The 17,828-nt window shown below is 67.8% G+C and carries 16 protein-coding genes; 6 read left to right on the forward strand and 10 right to left on the reverse strand.

What is annotated here, in order from left to right:
- The first annotated feature begins 71 nt into the window (after positions 1 to 71).
- The gene (locus V5F68_RS12550) at positions 72 to 1,388 is read left to right on the forward strand and encodes an amidase (protein WP_394015040.1); all 1,317 of its coding nucleotides are present in this window, start codon (positions 72 to 74) and stop codon (positions 1,386 to 1,388) included.
- Between the two features lie 206 nt (positions 1,389 to 1,594).
- On the opposite strand, the gene V5F68_RS12555 is transcribed toward V5F68_RS12550, so the two are convergent.
- Both V5F68_RS12555 and V5F68_RS12560 read right to left on the reverse strand, forming a co-directional pair.
- Positions 1,595 to 1,885 (reverse strand): hypothetical protein, encoded by a 291-nt coding sequence (locus tag V5F68_RS12555; protein ID WP_394015041.1) that lies wholly within the window; start codon positions 1,883 to 1,885, stop codon positions 1,595 to 1,597.
- A 59-nt stretch (positions 1,886 to 1,944) separates the two neighbouring features.
- On the reverse strand, positions 1,945 to 2,664 hold the full coding sequence (locus V5F68_RS12560) for a hypothetical protein (RefSeq protein WP_394015042.1): 720 nt from the start codon (positions 2,662 to 2,664) through the stop codon (positions 1,945 to 1,947).
- Positions 2,665 to 2,784: 120 nt separating this feature from the next.
- Between V5F68_RS12560 and V5F68_RS12565 the strand changes: the two genes are divergently transcribed.
- Positions 2,785 to 4,269, forward strand: a complete 1,485-nt coding sequence (locus V5F68_RS12565) for an MFS transporter (protein ID WP_394015043.1) — start codon at positions 2,785 to 2,787, stop codon at positions 4,267 to 4,269.
- 38 nt (positions 4,270 to 4,307) lie between these two features.
- On the opposite strand, the gene V5F68_RS12570 is transcribed toward V5F68_RS12565, so the two are convergent.
- Positions 4,308 to 4,919 carry a superoxide dismutase gene (locus tag V5F68_RS12570; protein ID WP_394015178.1) on the reverse strand — a complete coding sequence of 204 codons (612 nt, stop codon included), beginning with the start codon at positions 4,917 to 4,919 and terminating at the stop codon, positions 4,308 to 4,310.
- A 507-nt stretch (positions 4,920 to 5,426) separates the two neighbouring features.
- On the opposite strand from V5F68_RS12570, the gene V5F68_RS12575 reads away from it, so the two are divergent.
- The 3 genes from V5F68_RS12575 (at position 5,427) to V5F68_RS12585 (ending at position 8,269) form a co-directional block, all read left to right on the forward strand.
- Positions 5,427 to 7,295 carry a DEAD/DEAH box helicase gene (locus tag V5F68_RS12575; protein ID WP_394015044.1) on the forward strand — a complete coding sequence of 623 codons (1,869 nt, stop codon included), beginning with the start codon at positions 5,427 to 5,429 and terminating at the stop codon, positions 7,293 to 7,295.
- A 201-nt stretch (positions 7,296 to 7,496) separates the two neighbouring features.
- Positions 7,497 to 7,748 carry a PepSY domain-containing protein gene (locus V5F68_RS12580; protein ID WP_394015045.1) on the forward strand — a complete coding sequence of 84 codons (252 nt, stop codon included), beginning with the start codon at positions 7,497 to 7,499 and terminating at the stop codon, positions 7,746 to 7,748.
- Between the two features lie 89 nt (positions 7,749 to 7,837).
- Positions 7,838 to 8,269, forward strand: a complete 432-nt coding sequence (locus V5F68_RS12585) for a DUF930 domain-containing protein (protein WP_394015046.1) — start codon at positions 7,838 to 7,840, stop codon at positions 8,267 to 8,269.
- A 39-nt stretch (positions 8,270 to 8,308) separates the two neighbouring features.
- Here V5F68_RS12585 and V5F68_RS12590 read toward each other — a convergent pair whose 3' ends face one another.
- Both V5F68_RS12590 and clpS read right to left on the reverse strand, forming a co-directional pair.
- Complete coding sequence (locus V5F68_RS12590) at positions 8,309 to 9,109, reverse strand: DUF3313 domain-containing protein (protein ID WP_394015047.1); 801 nt, start codon at positions 9,107 to 9,109, stop codon at positions 8,309 to 8,311.
- 279 nt (positions 9,110 to 9,388) lie between these two features.
- Positions 9,389 to 9,721 (reverse strand): ATP-dependent Clp protease adapter ClpS, encoded by a 333-nt coding sequence (clpS, locus tag V5F68_RS12595; RefSeq protein ID WP_394015048.1) that lies wholly within the window; start codon positions 9,719 to 9,721, stop codon positions 9,389 to 9,391.
- A 243-nt stretch (positions 9,722 to 9,964) separates the two neighbouring features.
- Between clpS and V5F68_RS12600 the strand changes: the two genes are divergently transcribed.
- The gene (locus V5F68_RS12600) at positions 9,965 to 10,276 is read left to right on the forward strand and encodes a hypothetical protein (protein WP_394015049.1); all 312 of its coding nucleotides are present in this window, start codon (positions 9,965 to 9,967) and stop codon (positions 10,274 to 10,276) included.
- Between the two features lie 93 nt (positions 10,277 to 10,369).
- On the opposite strand, the gene uvrB is transcribed toward V5F68_RS12600, so the two are convergent.
- The 5 genes from uvrB to V5F68_RS12625 all read right to left on the reverse strand — a co-directional run bounded on the left by uvrB (position 10,370) and on the right by V5F68_RS12625 (position 17,786).
- Entirely contained in the window at positions 10,370 to 13,090 is a 2,721-nt protein-coding gene (gene uvrB / locus V5F68_RS12605; protein ID WP_394015050.1) for an excinuclease ABC subunit UvrB, read from the reverse strand.
- Between the two features lie 73 nt (positions 13,091 to 13,163).
- The gene (locus V5F68_RS12610; RefSeq protein WP_394015051.1) at positions 13,164 to 13,601 is read right to left on the reverse strand and encodes a lysozyme inhibitor LprI family protein; all 438 of its coding nucleotides are present in this window, start codon (positions 13,599 to 13,601) and stop codon (positions 13,164 to 13,166) included.
- A 185-nt stretch (positions 13,602 to 13,786) separates the two neighbouring features.
- Positions 13,787 to 15,166, reverse strand: a complete 1,380-nt coding sequence (locus tag V5F68_RS12615) for a glutamate--tRNA ligase (protein WP_394015052.1) — start codon at positions 15,164 to 15,166, stop codon at positions 13,787 to 13,789.
- Positions 15,167 to 15,312: 146 nt separating this feature from the next.
- Entirely contained in the window at positions 15,313 to 16,260 is a 948-nt protein-coding gene (locus tag V5F68_RS12620) for an SH3 domain-containing protein (protein ID WP_394015053.1), read from the reverse strand.
- A gap of 110 nt (positions 16,261 to 16,370) precedes the next feature.
- Entirely contained in the window at positions 16,371 to 17,786 is a 1,416-nt protein-coding gene (locus V5F68_RS12625) for a short-chain fatty acyl-CoA regulator family protein (RefSeq protein ID WP_394015054.1), read from the reverse strand.
- Between the last annotated feature and the right edge of the window lie 42 nt (positions 17,787 to 17,828).

A 17,828-nucleotide genomic window follows, 5' to 3' on the forward strand; every position in this document is an offset into this window, starting at 1 on the left:
ACCGCTGTCCGGTGCAGACGCGCCGCCCGGACGATGCGGCCCGTCCGCCTCCCTCCTTCCCGGATCTTCCCATGACCGCCCTCAAGACCAGCGCCGGCGTGCTCGACATCGTGCGCGCCGTGGCCGCAGGCGAAGCATTGCCCCAGGATTTGATCGCCGCCAGCCATGCGCGCGCCGCCGCCCTGGAAGGGGCGCTCCACGCCTTCGCCCATCTGCCCGCCGCGCCCCCGGCCGCGACGCCGGGCACCGGGCCGCTCACGGGCGTCGCGGTGGGTGTGAAGGACCTCATCGCCACCGCCGACATGCCCACCACCTATGGCTCGGCCATCTATGTGGACCATCAGCCGACCGAAGACGCCTATGTGGTGGGCCGCCTGAAGGATCTCGGCGCGACGATCCTCGGCAAGACCGTCACCACCGAGTTTGCCTGGCGCGAGCCCGGCCCCACCCGCAATCCGTGGAACCTCGGGCATACGCCGGGCGGCTCCTCGTCCGGCTCGGCGGCCTCAGTCGCCAGCGGCTCGGTCCAGGTGGCGCTGGGCACCCAGACCCTGGGCTCGATCCTGCGCCCCGCCGCCTATTGCGGCGTGGTCGGGCTGAAGCCGAGCTATGGCACCATTGCCCTCAAGGGCGTTCATGACCTCTCCCAGTCCCTGGACCATCTCGGCCTGTTCGCGCGCAGCGTGGACGACGCCGCCTTCGTGCTAAGCTTGCTGGCCGGTGGCCCCGGTGCCGCGCGGCGCACGACTTTCGCGTTCGGCCTCGCGGGCGTTGCGCCCTTCCCGGCGCCGCGCATCGCATGGCTGCGCCCGGCCGGGGCGCCTGCCCTGGAAGACAGCCAGAGCGCGCTGATGGAAATGGCTGCCGCCCGCTTCGCGGGTTCCGGCGCGACGGTGCAGGCCGTGACGCTGCCGGATGCCTTCGCCGAACTGCCTGCCCTTTCCGCGACCCTGTGCGGCGCCGAGGGCGCGGCGAATTTTGGCGATCTGGTTGCGCGCTTCCCGGACAAGACGTCCGCGCGCCTCCAGGCGCTGGTGGAGCGGGGTGCCGCGATTGCGGCCACCGATTATCTCAAAGCCCGTGCAGCCCAGCTCGCCTTGCGGGCCGAGTTCACGCGCGTGCTGGCGGGCTTCGATGCCGTGCTCACCGCGCCGGCGACCGGCGAAGCACCGGAGGGTCTTGGAGAAACCGGCGATCCCGGCCTGTGCGTCCCGTGGACCACGCTGGGCGTGCCCGCCATCGCCTTGCCGGCGGGCACGGGTCCCCGCGGCCTCCCGCTCGGCATTCAGCTCGTTGCGCCTTTCGGCGAGGATGTGAAGCTGCTGCGCGTCGCCAAATGGTGCGAGACCGCGCTCGCCTATCCCTCCCGGATCGCGCCGGGTTCCTAGGTGCGAGGCAAAGCAAGGGGTCGCGCAGGATCGCCCGATCCCTTCATGTGATCACTTGTCATGTGATCACCTGGCGCCTGGGGCGCGTCCTGAAGCCATCATCCGATGGGGCTGCGGGGCGTTCGCAGGCGGACGCTGCCGGCAGTGGAGCGGAGTGGATCAAGATCCGCCGCCGGCAGAGCATTTTTACCGAAAGCCGAAGCGCCTCACTGGCCGGCAGCGAAGGCGATGCCTTCCTCGACCTGGTTGATCGCCCGATCCACCAGATCGATAGCCCGGTCGCGATGACCGCCCTTGTTCGGCTCGGCCTGGATGAGATTGGCACGCGCCGCGCGCAGCGAGGCGAGCGCGGCGTCCATGAAAGGCTGGTTCGCACGCGCCGACGACACCAGCGCATTCGCGCCGATGGTGCAGGCGATGCCGAGAACGAAGGCGAGGGCAAGTGTACGGCGCGAGGGTCTGCGGTCCGGCATCGTCGTCTCCATCATCAGGGTCATGGCAACCTCCGTACGGGCCGCGCGATGCCGGATCATGGCACCGCCACGGGCTTTGGGATCTACCAGCGATAATTCACCCAGAACAGGCCGACAATCGGTTTCAGCGCGCGGATATTGGGATCCGACGACAGGAACGTCTTCGGTCCGGAAACCCTCGCCTGCGCAGCGTTCGAGGCGTCCGCCGTCAGCGCGAACTGCACGCCCAGCCGGCAGGGGCCTGGCATGTTGCCGAGCGCGCCCTTCTGCCAGTCCACCACCACGCCGCCGGCATTGCCGCCGAAGCCCTGGATGCGGAACGGACGCCCGTTCGCGCGCTCCACATCGGCCAGCGAGGAGCCGATGCGCACGCCGGCGACGGTCCAGGCGCTCTCCTCGGTGAAGGCGACGCGGGTCGGCACGGTGTAGCCGAGCCCGTCGGCCCAGGCGACATCCACCCGAAGCTTGGAATCGCCGGCGAGCAGCACCGAGCCGGGGCCGGTGGAGCCATCGGGCTCCTGCACGTCCGCGCGGGTGATCGCCTGCGCGCCAAAATCGGCGACCAGATTAACTTCCGTCGTGGTCGGCGCCCAGGGCCCGCTGCACTGGAACACGCGCGGGCCGGCCGTCGGCGCGGGAATGCCGACCACCGTTTCCGAAACGCTGTCGAACGGCCCGGTCTCGATCACCGTGCCCGTGCCCCAGCTCGGCCCAGGCGCCTGGCACCCGGCCACCACGCCCGCGAGCGCCAATCCCGCCAAGGCAAAGATGGGCCGACTGAGCCCTTCGAAACGCGCCGCCATCCCCGAGCCTCCCAATTAAAAGCCTTTCATATCCGAGAGTTCGCCCGACCACCAGGGTACCCTTGTCATATGGTATTCATCGCCGGTGCGCATCTGTGCGGGGATCGCGGGGAGTTGCTCATGAACGATATGCACGCGCCGATGCCATCGACGCCCACGGTGGAAGCCCGCTCGGTTCAGGACTATATCGACGAGCGCCCGCTCTGGCGTGACGGAACGGAAGTTTCCGTGACCCCCATGACCGCCATGCAATGGCGCATCTGGGGGCTTGCGGCGGCGGGAAAATTCTTCGAGGGCCTGGTCGTGTTCATGACCGGCGTCGCCATGCCGCTGATGGCGGTGGAATTCACCATGGGCCCATTCGAGCACGGCCTCGTCGGCGCGGCGAGCCTGTTCGGTATCCTGATCGGCGCTCTGTTCCTCGGCGGCCTTGCCGACCAGTTCGGCCGCAAGCTGATGTTCATTGCCGAGATGGCGCTGTTCATCCTGTTCCTGGTGCTGCTGTCGGTGGCGCCGAATTTCTATTGGATGGTGTTCTTCCTGTTCGGCGTGGGCGTGGCGCTCGGGTGCGATTATCCGACCGCCCATCTGGTGATTTCGGAAAGCATTCCCTCCAGCGCGCGCGGCCGCCTCGTGCTCAGCGCCTTCGGCTTCCAGGCGGTGGGCGCGCTGGTGGGCACCGGTGTCGGCTATCTCATCCTCACCTTCGCCCCGGAGCTGGCGGCGTGGCGGCTGATGTATGCCACCGCCATCATTCCCGCCGTGATCGTGCTGATCGGGCGCTTCTACGTGACCGAGAGCGGCCATTGGCTTGCGGCCCACGGGCGCATGGCGGAAGCCGAGCGTGAGGTCCACAAGCTGCTCAAGCGCAGCCCGAACTATCCCAAGGAAATCAAGCTCAAGGTGCGCCATCCCCACGCCCACCCGCACCATGAGCGCAACATGTGGGCCCTGTTCAAGGCGAAGAACCTGCGGGCCACCATCCTCGCCTCGGTGCCGTGGTTCCTCCAGGATCTCGGCACCTACGGCATCGGCATTTTCACGCCCACCATCCTCGCCGCCGCCATCGGCTCGCATACCAGCCTGCACCACGACCTCACCGACATCATCGCCAGCGACATGCTGGCGGCGGAGGGCGCGGCCTTCATCGATCTGCTGCTGATCGTCGGCATCTGCGCCGCCGTCCTGCTGGCGGACAAGGTCGGGCGCATTCCGCTCCAGGTGTTCGGCTTCATCGGCTGCGCGGCGGGGCTGCTGATCGCGTCCTTCTCGGTGGACTATACCGGCGGGGCGCAGATCTTCCTGATCTATACCGGCTTCATGCTGTTCAATTTCATGACCAACATGGGCCCGAACGCGCAGACCTATCTCCTGGCGGGCGAGGTGTTCCCCACCCACATCCGCGGGCGCGGCGCGGGCTTTGCGGCCGCCTTCGCCAAGATCGGCGCGGTGCTCACCGCGTTCCTGTTTCCGATCGTGCTGCTGGATGTCGGCACCAAGCCGCTGCTCTATATCCTGGTCGCCACCTCGCTGCTGGGCGCCTGGATCACCTGGCAGTTCCGCATCGAGACCACCGGCGTCAAGCTGGACGATATCGGTATCTGACAGCGACCGCCCGAGCGGGCGGGTGAGCGAACGCGCGGTCAGCCGAAGCGTTCGCTGACCACCTGCCAGTTCACGCGGTCCTTCAGCACCGCTTCCACATGGGCGGTGCGCCTGTTCTCGTAATCGAGATAATAGGCGTGCTCCCACACATCGATGCCGAGCAGCACCTTCTTGCCGTCGGGCAGCGGGTTGGCGCCGTCCTTCATGCCGAGCACGGCCAGCCGGTCGCCGTCGCGCACCAGCCACACCCAGCCGGTGCCGAACACGCCGTCACCGGTCTCGACCATCTTGCGGTTGAGCGCGTCCAGCGATTTGAAGTCCGCCTCGACGGCTTTCGCGAAGCCGCCCGTGGGCGCCGCCGGGCCGCCCTTGAAGCTCGCCCAATACAGATCGTGGTTCCACGCCTGGGCGGCTTGGTTGAACATGGCGGTATCGCCCGCCTGCTTCGAGGCGACGACGATTTCCGAAAGCGTCATGTCCGCATAGGGCTTGCCGGTCGAGAGCGCGTTGACCTTGTCGTAATAGCCCTTGGTGTGCTTGCCGTAATGCAGGCCGACGGTCCGGGCCGAAATGGTGGGCGCCAGGGCATCTTCCGCATAGGGCAGCGGCGGCATCACGAACGGCGCGGCTGCCCGCGCCACGTGAGGCATGAACACACTGGCGGCGATCGCGGCGCTGCCGAGCACCAGCGCATCGCGGCGGGACACGCCCGCATCGGCGGCGGACGGGTCCGGCGCGCGGCGTTCGGGCGCGGAGGGACTGAAGGAGGATGTCATGAAACGTCTCCCGATATTGCGCCCGATGCACCGCATTCCCCGCGGCCTCGAGCGGGCCGCGAGGTTCGATCCCGCCCCGCGGGGATCATCGCCCCGCTGCCGGGTCCGGCGCAACCGCCTCGCGCCTTAGTGAGGACGAACGCCCGGGCGCCGACCCCGGCTTGTGGCGCGGGTCTGGTGCGCGCGTGGTTTTGCACGGTTTCAATGGCTTCCCGCCACGCCCTCGGCTAGATAGAGGCGCATTTTCATTCGCGTCACGGCCGCGCGGGGCGGAGCCCTGTCGCAAAGGGTGCATGCCCGTGCCGTATCGCTACCCCATCCAGCGCTGCCCGAAGGCGGCGCCACACGGCGCTTGCGCCTTATCGAAAACAGGTTTCGCCTTTGGCTTTCTCGACCCCCTCCCCGTCCATCGCCCGTGCCCTTGCGGCCCGCGATTATAACGAGCCGACGCCCGTGCAGGCCGCCGTGCTCGCCCCGGAAACCGCCGGGCGCGATCTGCTGGTCTCCGCCCAGACCGGTTCCGGCAAGACCGTGGCCTATGGCCTGGCGATCGCCGAGACCCTGCTCGGGGAAGCCGAGTTCCTCGGCGCCGCAGGCGCACCGCAGGCCTTGATCGTCGCGCCGACGCGCGAACTCGCCCTGCAGGTCCACCGCGAGCTGGAGTGGCTGTACGAGAACGCCCGCGCGCGCATCGTCGCCTGCGTCGGCGGCATGGACCCGCGCCGGGAACGCCGCCTGCTCTCGGACGGCGTGCACATCGTGGTCGGCACCCCCGGCCGCCTGCGCGATCATATCGAGCGCGGCGGGCTCGACCTATCCGCCCTCCAGGTGGCGGTGCTGGACGAAGCCGACGAGATGCTCGACCTCGGGTTCCGGGAGGATCTGGAATTCATCCTCTCCGCCGCGCCGGAGAGCCGCCGCAGCCTGCTGTTCTCCGCCACCCTGCCGCGCGGCATCGTCGCGCTCGCCAAGCGCTACCAGCACGACGCCATGCGCATCGAGGTGGCGAACACCCAGGGCGGGCATGCCGATATCGAATATCGCGCCGTGCGCATCGTGCCCAAGGAAATGGAGCACGCGGTCGTCAACCTGCTGCGCTATTTCGAATCCCCCTCGGCCATCGTGTTCTGCAACACACGTGAGAGCGTACGGCATCTGCTCTCCACCTTGCAGGAGCGCGGCTTCGCGGGGGTCGGCCTCTCCGGCGAGATGGGCCAGAACGAGCGCAACCAGGCGCTCCAGGCGCTGCGCGACGGGCGCGCCCGGGTCTGCGTCGCCACCGATGTCGCGGCCCGCGGCATCGATTTGCCCAATCTCGGCCTCGTCATCCATGCCGACCTGCCGCACGATGCGGAGAGCTTGCAGCATCGCTCCGGCCGCACCGGGCGTGCCGGCCGCAAGGGCGTGAGCGTTCTGCTCGTTCCCCCCTCGCGCCGCCGCCGGGCCGAGCAATTGCTGCATTTCGCGAACGTCGTGCCGGTGTGGAGCGGCCCGCCCAGCGCCGAGGACATCCGCCGGCTCGACCAGGAGCGCATGCTCGCCGATCCGCTGCTGAACGAGGAGCCCTCGCCCGAGGATCTCGTCCTCGCCCAGGCGATCCTTGCCGAGCGCTCGCCCGAGCAGGTGGCTGCCGCTTTGGCGCGGCTCTATCGCGACCGCCTGCCGGCACCGGAAGACGTGTTTGACCCCGGCGAGGGCCGCAACGCAGCGCGCCTGCGCGACAGCGACCGCGACGAGCGCCGCCCCGAGCGCGCGCCCCGTGAAAGCCGGGCCGGCGGCGCCGGTGGCCCGGGTGGGGCCAGCGTGTGGTTCCGCATGCCGGTGGGCCGCCGCAAGAATGCCGATCCCAAATGGCTGCTGCCGCTGATCTGCCGGCGCGGCGTCGTCACCAAACAGGACATCGGCTCGATCCGCATCTTCGACAGCGAGACCGTGTTCGAGATCGCCGAGGACCTGGCCGAGAGCTTCCTGGCGAACGCGCGCGCCTCAGAGGGTGGCGATGTGCCCATCGAGCCCTTGACCGGCGATCCGGCACCCGCCGCCCGGCGCCCGAGCTTCAGCAAGTCCCGCAAGCCGGCCTATGACCCCGCCGCCATCGAGCGGCCCGCCGGTTCCGGCCGCACAGACGTGAAGGGCGCGTTCGGCAAATCACGCCCGCCGAAGGCGGCTGGGGCGAAATATCCGCCCAAGGCACCGGGCGCCGGCAAGGCCGGCAAGGCCAAGCCCAACAAGGGCCGCCCGCGCGACTGAACCCGCTTCGATAGCCATCCGGCGCAGGGGCCACGCCATCTGGAGCCCTGCGTCCGCGCGCCGATCCGGCACGCCGGGTTTCGCCGCGCAGGCGGCCCGAAGCCTTTGAACCGCAAGCAGTCATCGACTACAGGAAAGCGGCCCCGACGGGCGATTGTCCGCTGCAGAACCGCTCTTCCGCCTGCCTTTAAGGAACGCACGATGCGACGTCTGGCCCTGATCTGCGGCACGTTTCTGATGACCCTGGCGCCCGTTTTCGCCGACGGCGCGATCACCGAGGCTGATCGCGCGAAGGTATTGGCTGCCCTGGCACGGGAAGGCTGCACCGGCGGCACGATCGACGTGGACGACGGCATCTTTGAAGTGGACGACGCCATCTGCCGGGATGGCCATACCTACGACCTCAAGTTCGACCCCGCCTTCAAGCTGATCGACAAGGATCTCGAGCGCTGAGCGCCGGGAACGCGCGGCCTCATCTTCGCCATAGGAATGAGGTGAGGCTTCGCCTCGCCCTTCGACAAAGATTCGGGAGGCCCCGCCCCTTGACCCGTCCCCTGATGCTTTCATGCGGCAGCGCCGCGCTGGCCCTCGCCTTGCTGGGGACCAGCGGCGCACTCGCGGCCTCCCATAATCAACAGACGTTTGCCAGCGGCGCGCACGACAAGGAAATGCTTTCCCTCGCGCCCGGCACCCGCATGGAGCAGCGCTGCAACGCCCGCGCCATGGGCGAGGTGGGGCGCGGCCACAAGGATCTGCACCCGGACGAGCTGGTGGCCTATGCCTTCGCCGACACGGTCACATCCGCCGGCGCGGTCAAGGCGCCGGGCGCGGCGGTGCGCAGCGGCGGGAAATGGTATCGCCTGTCCTATTCCTGCCGTACCAGCCCCGACGGCATGACCGTGCTCTCGTTCGACTACACGCTTGGCGCCGTGGTGCCGAAGAGCGACTGGTCCGCCCATTATCTCGTGCCTTGAGAGGCGCTCAGGCGCTGGCAAGGCTGCGTTGCGCGCCCGCTATTGCGCCGCCGCCTGCTGGGACGCGGGCGGGGAAGCGCCGGTGCCCTTGTCGGTCCATTCCGGCGGCAGTCCGACGGCGCCGCTGAGCAGCCCTGCGACGCCCTGCTCGCGTCCGAACACCGCGCAGGCGGGATATTTCGGCGCGCCGCCGGCCAGCGACTGGAGGCGCTCCATGGAGGGTGGGCCGGACAGATTCTTGAACGGGCTTTCCCCGGTCACCAAGAGCTTGCTGAAATCGTCGCCGAAGGCGCTGGCCAGTTCGTAGGCATCGCCCGAGCTAGAGATCCGCGCCGAGCCCGACAGGAAATTGGCGCCCCGCCCCCACACCATGGCCGCTTCCTGCGCGCCGCCGGGTCCGCGCGCCTCAGCCTCCATGGACAGGCTGCCGAGCCCGATGGGGATGCGCGGCGTGGGCACGGGAATGCCCGGCAACAGAATGGATTTCGCCACGGAGGCGATCTTTGTGGCTGCGACCGCCGCTTCGTTCGTCGCCGCCATATGGGTGACCACGGCATGGACCGTGAGATCCGCAGTCTCCGCGGCATCGACCACCTGGAAGCGTTCGCTAAGCCCCGCGCAGAGCGAGCGGTCCACCGCATTGGCGACCAGCTTGCGCTGATCCTCTGAAATCGTGTCGTGCGAGGCGGCGGCGCCGAAGACGGTGGGCACGATGCGCACGGTCTTCGCCGCGAGCACGGCATCCGTGCTGACGCGCAGCTTCGACTTGGCCAGCAGCCCGTCGGCCTGGGCGAGATCGGAATAGGAGGCGAGCGATCCACCTTCATCCAGGGGCGCCATGGCACAACCGGCGCTCAGAAACGGCGCAAGGGCAATGCAGACGATGCCGCCCGTTCTTTTCCGCGCTGCTCTCACCCCGCCCCCGATCCGCACGCCCCCGGGACGCGCGGCGCGCAGCCTCGAAGCGATTCCGTTGGGACATAACGCTGCCAAAATGGGGCTTATCTATGTACCGCAGGCGAATGTGCGAAAATCGCAGACCGCGCCCCTGGCGCTGCGGGCGGGCAGCGTCCGGCGCCGCACTGGCGCGTGGCGGGCAGGCGCGGCGCGAAGGGGCGCCTATTCCTCGGGCTCGGTGGTGAACATCAGGGGATAGCCCTTGGCGCGGGCGACCTCCGAGGCGCGGGCGGACTTGGTTTCCGCCACATCGCGCGGGAATACCGCCACCACGCAGGCGCCGCGCCGGTGGGCGGTAAGCATGACGCCGAGCGCCTGGGGCTCGTTCATGCCGAACTCGGCTTTCAGCAGCATCACCACGAATTCGCGCGGCGTGTAATCGTCGTTGAGCAGGATCACCTTATGCAGGCGCGGCCGCGCGAGCTTGGGGCGCGTCTCATCCTTCGGCCGTTCGATGGTCGAGGGTTTGTCGGCGGCGCTAAAGTGTTCGCTCATGGTGCGGCCCGCATCTGCTGGAGGTCCCGGCCCATGGGCGCGGCTTTTACCGCAGGTGCGGGGGTGGGGCAAGGGGGTGGGACTTCGCGCTTGCACTATCACGAATTAACAAGTAAAGTATTCGATCTACTTACTCATCGCCTCAGAAAGCAAGTCAGGCGCGAGTATGAGATCAATCTTTTGACGAGACATCATCTCTGAACGATATTTGGTACAGTTTTCTATAAAAAAGGATTTCAAAAAATGGATTATTTCGATCACAATCAGACAGAATATAATGAGATTGCACGATACATTTTGAAAAACAAAAAATCAAGAGCATGGTCAATTAATGAGTTTCGCGAAGAACACGAACACAAACAAGCAGAGATTGAAAAAATTGGAGAACTAATAAATAATTTTGATGACAAGAAAAATTATAGAGAATTTGAAAAATTACTTAAAAAATTACACGAACTTGGATTTTATTTACCGATAGATATAATCTATAGAATTGCCACGAAAGCAGTGGCGATTGAGCGTACCCATCAAAATCCAAAACCGCCCTCAATGTAACGCACGTCACCAGCCCCCTCACTTCCTCTGTCCCCTTGGGGAGAGGGAGAAGGCCGTTGTGGCAAGCCTCCAGCCCTTCTCCGGCTGGCACCCTCACTTCCTCCGTCCGCCCTTGCGGTACCCCTTCGTTCCCGGATCGGGCCGCGGGCCCGGCTTGTAGTCGAGGGCGGAGAGGGGTTCGGCGCGGTCGGTGCCGGGGCCCATGTCGTCGAGCGAAGGCTTCGCCACCTTCGAGCTGGCGCGCGGGGCGTAGAGGGGCAGTTCGTCGGGAGAACGGTCGCGCTCGGTGGGGGCCGGCTTCACCCGGCCCACCGGCGCCGTGGCAACAGGCGCCTCGGGCACGGGGAGATGGGGCGCAGGCGCGTGGCCGCTGCCGGTGTCGGATTTCGCCCGTCCCGTGATCTTGCGACTGCCCCGGCCGGATGAACCCGCAGACGCGCCGGCAGAAGAACCCGCCGAAGAATTCGCAGCTTTGGGCGGCTGGTTGGCGGCGCGGCCGTATTTGCGCTCGCCCCGGAACCCGCCGGTCTTGTCGTCCACCGCCTCCTGCCGCGCCATGGGATCATCGGAAACCGCAAGCTCGGTGGCCTGAAGCCGCTTGATCTCGTCGCGCAGGCGGGCGGCGGTCTCGAAGTCGAGGTCGGCGGCGGCGGCGCGCATGCGCTTTTCCAGATCCGCCATCACCGCCTTGAGATTATGGCCGAAGGCCGCCCCCTCTTCCGCCATGCCGGCATCCACCTGCACGTGGTCGCGCTCATAGACCGAGTTGAGGATATCGCCGATGGCCTTCTTCACGCTTTCGGGCGTGATGCCGTGCGCGGTGTTGTACGCCACCTGCTTCTCGCGACGGCGGGTGGTTTCCGCCATGGCGCGCTGCATGGAGCCGGTCTCGTGATCGGCATAGAGGATGACGCGCCCGTCCACATTGCGGGCGGCGCGGCCGATGGTCTGCACCAGGGAGGTTTCCGAGCGCAGGAACCCTTCCTTATCGGCGTCCAGAATGGCGACAAGTCCGCACTCGGGAATGTCCAAGCCCTCGCGCAGCAGGTTGATGCCGATCAGCACATCAAACGCGCCGAGCCGCAGGTCGCGAATGATCTCGATGCGCTCGATGGTGTCGATGTCCGAATGCATGTAGCGCACGCGGATGCCGTTCTCGTGCAGATATTCGGTCAGGTCCTCGGCCATGCGCTTGGTGAGCACGGTGACGAGCGTGCGATAGCCCTTCGCCGCCACCGCCCGCACCTCGCCGAGGAGGTCGTCCACCTGGGTGCGCGCGGGGCGGATTTCCACCGGCGGGTCGATCAGCCCGGTGGGGCGGATCACCTGCTCCACGAACACGCCGCCGGTGCGGTCCATCTCCCACGGGCCGGGGGTGGCGGAGACATGCACCGTCTGCGGGCGCATGGCCTCCCATTCCTCGAACCGCAGCGGCCGGTTGTCCATGCAGCTCGGCAGGCGGAAGCCGTATTCCGCCAGCGTCGCCTTGCGCCGAAAGTCGCCGCGATACATGGCGCCGATCTGCGGAATGGTTACATGGCTCTCGTCGATGAAGACCAGCGCATTGTCGGGCACATATTCGAACAGGGTCGGCGGCGGCTCGCCGGGCTTCCTGCCGGTGAGCCAGCGGGAATAATTCTCGATGCCCGCGCAGGCGCCGGTCGCCTCCATCATCTCCAGGTCGTAGCGAGTGCGCTGCTCCAGCCGCTGCGCCTCCAGCAGGCGGCCCATCTTGTACAATTCGTCGAGCCGGGTCTTCAGCTCGGCCTTGATGCCGGCGATCGCCTGGATCAGCGTCGGGCGCGGGGTGACGTAATGGGAGGAGGCGTAGACCTTGATCGACTTCATGTCGCCGGTCTTGTGGCCGGTGAGCGGGTCGAACTCGGCGATGCTCTCCACCTCGTCGCCGAACAGCGAGACCCGCCAGGCACGGTCCTCGTAATGGGCGGGGAAGATCTCGATATTGTCGCCGCGCACCCGGAAGGTGCCGCGCGCGAAATCCGACTGGATGCGTTTGTATTGCAGGGCGACAAGATCGGCGATCAGCTGGCGCTGGTTGATGCGCTCCCCCACCTCCAGCTTGAAGGTCATGGAGGAATAGGTCTCAACCGAGCCGATACCGTAGATGCAGGAGACCGAGGCGACGATGATGACGTCGTCGCGCTCCAGCAGCGCGCGGGTGGCCGAGTGGCGCATGCGGTCGATCTGCTCGTTCACCGAGGATTCCTTCTCGATGTACGTATCGGTGCGCGGCACATAGGCCTCGGGCTGGTAATAATCGTAATAGGAAACGAAATATTCCACCGAATTGTCGGGGAAGAAACTCTTGAACTCGCCGTAGAGCTGCGCCGCGAGCGTCTTGTTCGGCGCCAGGATGATGGCGGGGCGCTGAAGCTCCTCGATGACCTTGGCCATGGTGAAGGTCTTGCCGGAGCCCGTCACGCCCAGCAGCACCTGGTCGCGCTCGTGCGCGCGCGCCTGTGCCACCAGTTCCGCGATGGCGGCCGGCTGGTCGCCGGCGGGCTCGAATTCGCTTTTGATCACGAGAGGAACGCCGCCCTCGCTCTTGTCCGGGCGGGGCGGGCGATGGGGGGTCCAGGTCTGGCCGGTGACTTCCGGCCGCCCCTCCTCGATCAGCCGCGAGAGCGCCGCGACCGTCGCCGAAGCGCCGGCGGATTCGAAATCGCCGCTCATGTCTCCCGGTGCGAGGCCGAGCGACTTCGCAACTTCAGGATCAAGGGGCTGGGAGGGCGCAGGCTCGAAATGACGCTGCGAGCGCTCACCAAGTTTGCCGGGTCGGGATGCTTTGGCCATGGGGCCAATATGGGATGCATCGGGGCCGGAGAAAAGGTGGCGGCCGCGAACGATCGCCGCCACCGGCCGCGGATCAGGGCCGCCCCGCCTGCTCCAGTTCCTGGGCGCGCTGCTGCGTCAGCACCCGCCGGCATTCGGCACCCTCCACTCGGGCGATGGTGCCGTCGCCATTGACGTAGAAGGCGCAGTCCGTGTCGCGGAAGGTGGTCCAGGCCTTCTGCGCCGCCTTCAGACGCTCCTGTTGCGGGGCGGTCTGCTGGGCGAGCAGCGCCTTGAGGGCGGTCTCCAGGCGGCTCTCCCATCCTTCGGTGAGCTTGGTGATGCAGCGCACGATCTCAGGCGTCGTGTCCTGGTCGCAGCTTTTGTATTCGCCGGAATACCAGGCATTGGGCTCCGCCGCGCGCGCCGGGCTCGCCACCGCCGCCGCCAGCATCAGGCAGCCGAGCAGCGCCGCGCGGCGCCGGGCGCCGGCTTGAAGGGAACCAAAATCCGCTCCGCGAGCTCCATCCATCCGCGCCTCCCGATCTTCTCGCATGCGCCGCGACCATACCTCAGCCGCGCTGAGTCGCACGCCGCTCTCGCCGACGATCATCATGCGGCGCGCGAAATCAACAGGCGCTTGGGACCGAAAGCCGGGCGGCGCCTGCAGAAATCAGCGCAGCCGCGCCGCGAGAGTCCCCCACGGGCCACCCGCGTTCACGGATTTATGACACCAAGCCGTGCCAGAACGCGGGCGCGGCCCAGCAAAGGCAGCAGGGCGGCGAGTTCTGGCCCCGTCTCCTGGCCGGTCAGGGCCAGGCGCAGCGGACGGAACAGCGCCTTGCCGCTACGGCCGCTTGCGGCCTTCACGGCGGCGATCCAGGGCGCATAGGTGCCGGCGTCCCAGGGCTCCGGCGGCAGGAGGGCGCCTGCGGCGGCGAGAAAAGCGCGGTCCTCCTCGGCGATGATCCCGTGCCCGGCATCCGAGCACACCTGCCACCAATGGACCGCATCGGCGAAGGTTGAGAGATTGCCCCGCACCGCCAGCCAGAAATCCGCGCCGCCGGTGATGCCCGCCGCCGCGAGCCGCCCCGCCACCGCCTCATAGGGCAGATGGTGCAGCGTGCGTGCGCTCAGCAGGACGAGATCGGCCGGATCGAACCGGGCCGGCGCGCGGGAGATGTGGGACAGATCCACCTTGGCGGCGAGCGCATCCATGCTCTCCACCGGCGCCAGCGCATCCGAGGTGCCGACCAGCACGGCGGCGGCGGCCACCGCCAGCGCTTCCTGCCCTTCTTCGCGTAGCGCCCGCAGCGAGAGGTGCCCGAGCCGCTTGGAGAGCCCCTCGCCGCTCGGCAAGGTCAGCAGATTGTGGTGCGCAAAGCGCGGCGCGACGCCGCCGAGCGCCTCGAACAGCTCGATCTGCACCGCCGTATTGGTCACGTGATCCTCGCCGCGCACCACGCAGGTGATGCCCATGTCGAGATCGTCCACCACCGAAGTGAACGTATAGAGATAGGTGCCGTCCGCCCGCACCAGCACGGGGTCGGACAGGGTGGCGGTGTCCACATGCTGCGGGCCGCGCACGCCGTCGTCCCAAGTCACGGCGCGCCGCTCCAGGCGGAAGCGCCAATGGGGCACGCGCCCTTCCGCTTCCAGCTTGGCGCGATCATCCGCCGTCAGTGCGAGGGCGGCGCGATCATAGACCGGCGGCAGGCCGCGGGCGCGCTGGAGACCGCGTTTCAGATCCAGCTCGGCCTCGGTCTCATAGGCGGGATAGAGGCGGCCGGCAGCCTTCAGGGCCTCAGCGGCCGCATCATAAAGGGCGAGCCTATCGGACTGGCGCGCAACGCGGTCGGGCGGAATGCCCAACCAGTCGAGATCCTCGGCGATGGCATCGGCGAATTCCGCGCGCGAGCGCGCCGCGTCCGTATCGTCATAGCGCAGAATAAAGGTGCCCCCGCCGCGGCGCGCGAGCAGCGCGTTCAGCAAGGCGGTGCGGGCGTTGCCCACATGGATCAGGCCGGTGGGCGAAGGCGCGAAGCGCAGGACCGGCGCGGGTCCGAGGAAGTCCGAAGAGGAGGATGATGCCGACATGGCCAAGCCCATAGCGCGAGGCGACGCGCGCGTCGATGCCCAGGATGACCCGGCCGCGAACCGGCCGGAATCCGCAGCCCCGGGAATCGAGACGGGCGGGGCACTGCCCCACCCGTTGGATCACGCCGGACGCCGGCGCGTTCGGCTCATTGCGGCGGCGGGCACGGAGCACCGGGCGCGCATCCGGCGGGTGCCCCGCGCGGTGGGCGCTGCTGCTGCCCCGGAGGGGGACCGCCGGGATTGCCCTGCTGCGGACGCCCGGGATTGGCGCCGGGAGGCGGAGCGCCGGGATTGCCGTGCGGCGGACGGCCCTGCTGCTGCTGTCCCGGAGGCGGGCCGCCCGGATTGCCGTGCGGAGGACGGCCGGGATACGCGCCCGGAGGCGGACCACCCGGATTGCCCTGCGGGGGACGGCCAGGATACGCGCCGGGCGGCGGTGCACCGGGATTGCCGTGCGGCGGGCGGCCCGGGTAGGCGCCCGGAGGCGGACCGCCGGGATTGCCGGGATAACCGCCCGGCGGCCGGCCAGGATAGGCCCCAGGCGGATGATAGCCGGGTGCACCGGGCCCGCCGGGATAGCCGGGGCGGCCGGGACCCACCACCGGATAGCCGGGACGGCCGGGATGGTTCCACCAGCCGGGCGGGCGTGGGCCGACGCCCGGCGGGGGTGCACCCCAGCCCGGGCGCGGGCGGGGATTATAGTATTGCCAGCGATTGTACTGGTTCCACCAGGGCGCGCCGCGATAATAGCTGCCCCAGTAATTGCCGAAATTGAACCCGATCACCGGGATACCGACCACCGGCGCATATTCCGGCACCAGCACGCGCTCGCCGCGATAGTCGAAAGCGAGATATTCCCCATACACCCAGCCGCGATTGGGACCCCAGGCCACATCGCACCAGGATTGGTTGGACAGGCAGCCGAAAATCTCCACCGGTGCGCCTTCCGGCAACACCGTGACGCGGGGATATTGGGTGTCGGGACCGGCGCGCATATTCACGTCCGCCGTCGTAAAGCCGGGAGAGGCCTGCGCCGCACCCGCCAGGCAGGCAAAGGCCAGAGCCCAGCCCGCGATCCTCATTGCCCCGATCATCCGCACCCTCGATTCACGCAATAACGCTACAGTTAAAGAGAGTCGTGATCTGTTTCCATGGCGTTTCCGGTACGTGACCACGGCGGCATTGCGACACCGCGCGGGTTTAATCATGAGATGGCAAACGGCACCACATCGCGGATGTTCGGATCGGTGCGGATCTCCCGGTCGAGCGGCGGGAATGCCCGCAGGTCGCAGTCGCGACGCGGGCAGATGCGGCACGACACGCCGAGCCGCGCCACCGGCGCCGCCTTCAGGTCCAGCCCGTCCGCATAGACCATGTCGTCGGCGAACGAGACCTCGCAGCCGAGCCCGAGCGCGTAGGCGCGGTGCGGCTGGCCGTGGCGCAGGCTCGGCGCGTGGATCGATCGGGCAAGGCAGATGTAGCGCACCCCGTCGGGCATCTCGCCGAGCTGCACCAAGGTGCGGCCCTGCGCCTCGAACGCCTCGTGCACGTTCCACACCGCGCAGGCGCCGCCGTGGCGGGCGAACTGGAAGCGCGTGGCGCTGTGGCGCTTGGTGATGTTGCCGGCGCGATCCACCTTGGCGAAATAGAACGGCACGCCCTTGGCGCCCGGCCGCTGGAGCGTGGAGAGGCGATGGCACACCTGCTCCAGGCTCGCGCCGGTCTCCAGCACCAGCCGGTCGAGATCGTGCCGGCGCGCGCGGGCGAGATCGAGGAAGCGGCCATAGGGCAGCACCAGGGCGCCGGCGAAATAATTGTTGAGCGCGAGGCGGCAGATTTCACCCGCCGTCTGGCTGCGGAACCCGGCGCCCGCCACGAGGCGATCCATCAGCGGGCCATGCTCCAGCTGGGCGATCGTGACGCCGAGGCGGAACGCCCGGCTGGAGGGCGAGAGCACCCCGGAGAGGGTGAGCAGGCGGTTGCGCGTGTCATAGCGCGACAGCGGCAAGGCGGGATCGGGCGGCCCCACTTCGGTGCGCACGTTGAAGCGATCGGCGAGATAGGCCGTGAGGACGGAAATCGGCTCGCCGCCGGCCAGCAGGCCCAGGCGCTCCGCACACGCCTCCGCCGCCCGGTCCAGGGCATCGACGTAATTGTCGATATAATGAAAATAGTCGCGCACCTCCTCATAGGGGATGAGCTTGGCCTCGTCGCCGATGCCGGCAGTCAGCATGTCGTCCATGGAGGCGCGCCATTCCGCCGTGCGGCGCAGGGCGGCATTGGTGCGCAGGAAGGCGTGGGCGAAGGCGGGCGAGAGATTGGCCACCGCCTTCATATCCTGGAGGCCGAGGTCGAGATCGCGGAACAAGGGGTCGGCGGCGGCCTCGCGCAGGTCCGCCACCAGGCGGTCCAGATCTTCCGCGCCGAACGAGGTGATATCGACCGAAAAGGTGCGGGAGATGGCGATCAGCACCGAGGCGGTGAGCGGGCGCTGGTTGCTCTCGATCTGGTTCACATAGGACGGGGACACACCGAGCCGGTGGGCCAGTTCGCTCTGCTTAAGCCCGAGCTTCTCGCGCAGGCGACGGACCGCATGGCCGGCAAAAACCTTCTGGCGCATGGCCGCCTCGAATTGTAAATTCTTTACACATTACAACATGGT

Origin of the sequence: Roseixanthobacter pseudopolyaromaticivorans (assembly GCF_043195145.2) — a bacterium.
Taxonomy (GTDB): Bacteria; Pseudomonadota; Alphaproteobacteria; order Rhizobiales; family Xanthobacteraceae; genus NCEH01.

What these genes read in the sequence shown, in the direction of transcription:
- V5F68_RS12555 (WP_394015041.1), bottom strand. Translation starts at nt 1,885, where the DNA reads ATGACCCTGATGATGGAGACGACGATGCCGGACCGCAGACCCTCGCGC.
- V5F68_RS12590 (WP_394015047.1), bottom strand. Translation starts at nt 9,109, where the DNA reads ATGGCGCCCCTGGATGAAGGTGGATCGCTCGCCTCCTATTCCGATCTC.
- V5F68_RS12560 (WP_394015042.1), bottom strand. Translation starts at nt 2,664, where the DNA reads ATGGCGGCGCGTTTCGAAGGGCTCAGTCGGCCCATCTTTGCCTTGGCG.
- clpS (WP_394015048.1), bottom strand. Translation starts at nt 9,721, where the DNA reads ATGAGCGAACACTTTAGCGCCGCCGACAAACCCTCGACCATCGAACGG.
- V5F68_RS12620 (WP_394015053.1), bottom strand. Translation starts at nt 16,260, where the DNA reads ATGATCGGGGCAATGAGGATCGCGGGCTGGGCTCTGGCCTTTGCCTGC.
- V5F68_RS12565 (WP_394015043.1), top strand. Translation starts at nt 2,785, where the DNA reads ATGAACGATATGCACGCGCCGATGCCATCGACGCCCACGGTGGAAGCC.
- V5F68_RS12600 (WP_394015049.1), top strand. Translation starts at nt 9,965, where the DNA reads ATGGATTATTTCGATCACAATCAGACAGAATATAATGAGATTGCACGA.
- V5F68_RS12580 (WP_394015045.1), top strand. Translation starts at nt 7,497, where the DNA reads ATGCGACGTCTGGCCCTGATCTGCGGCACGTTTCTGATGACCCTGGCG.
- uvrB (WP_394015050.1), bottom strand. Translation starts at nt 13,090, where the DNA reads ATGGCCAAAGCATCCCGACCCGGCAAACTTGGTGAGCGCTCGCAGCGT.
- V5F68_RS12570 (WP_394015178.1), bottom strand. Translation starts at nt 4,919, where the DNA reads ATGCCTCACGTGGCGCGGGCAGCCGCGCCGTTCGTGATGCCGCCGCTG.
- V5F68_RS12625 (WP_394015054.1), bottom strand. Translation starts at nt 17,786, where the DNA reads ATGCGCCAGAAGGTTTTTGCCGGCCATGCGGTCCGTCGCCTGCGCGAG.
- V5F68_RS12610 (WP_394015051.1), bottom strand. Translation starts at nt 13,601, where the DNA reads ATGGATGGAGCTCGCGGAGCGGATTTTGGTTCCCTTCAAGCCGGCGCC.
- V5F68_RS12615 (WP_394015052.1), bottom strand. Translation starts at nt 15,166, where the DNA reads ATGTCGGCATCATCCTCCTCTTCGGACTTCCTCGGACCCGCGCCGGTC.
- V5F68_RS12550 (WP_394015040.1), top strand. Translation starts at nt 72, where the DNA reads ATGACCGCCCTCAAGACCAGCGCCGGCGTGCTCGACATCGTGCGCGCC.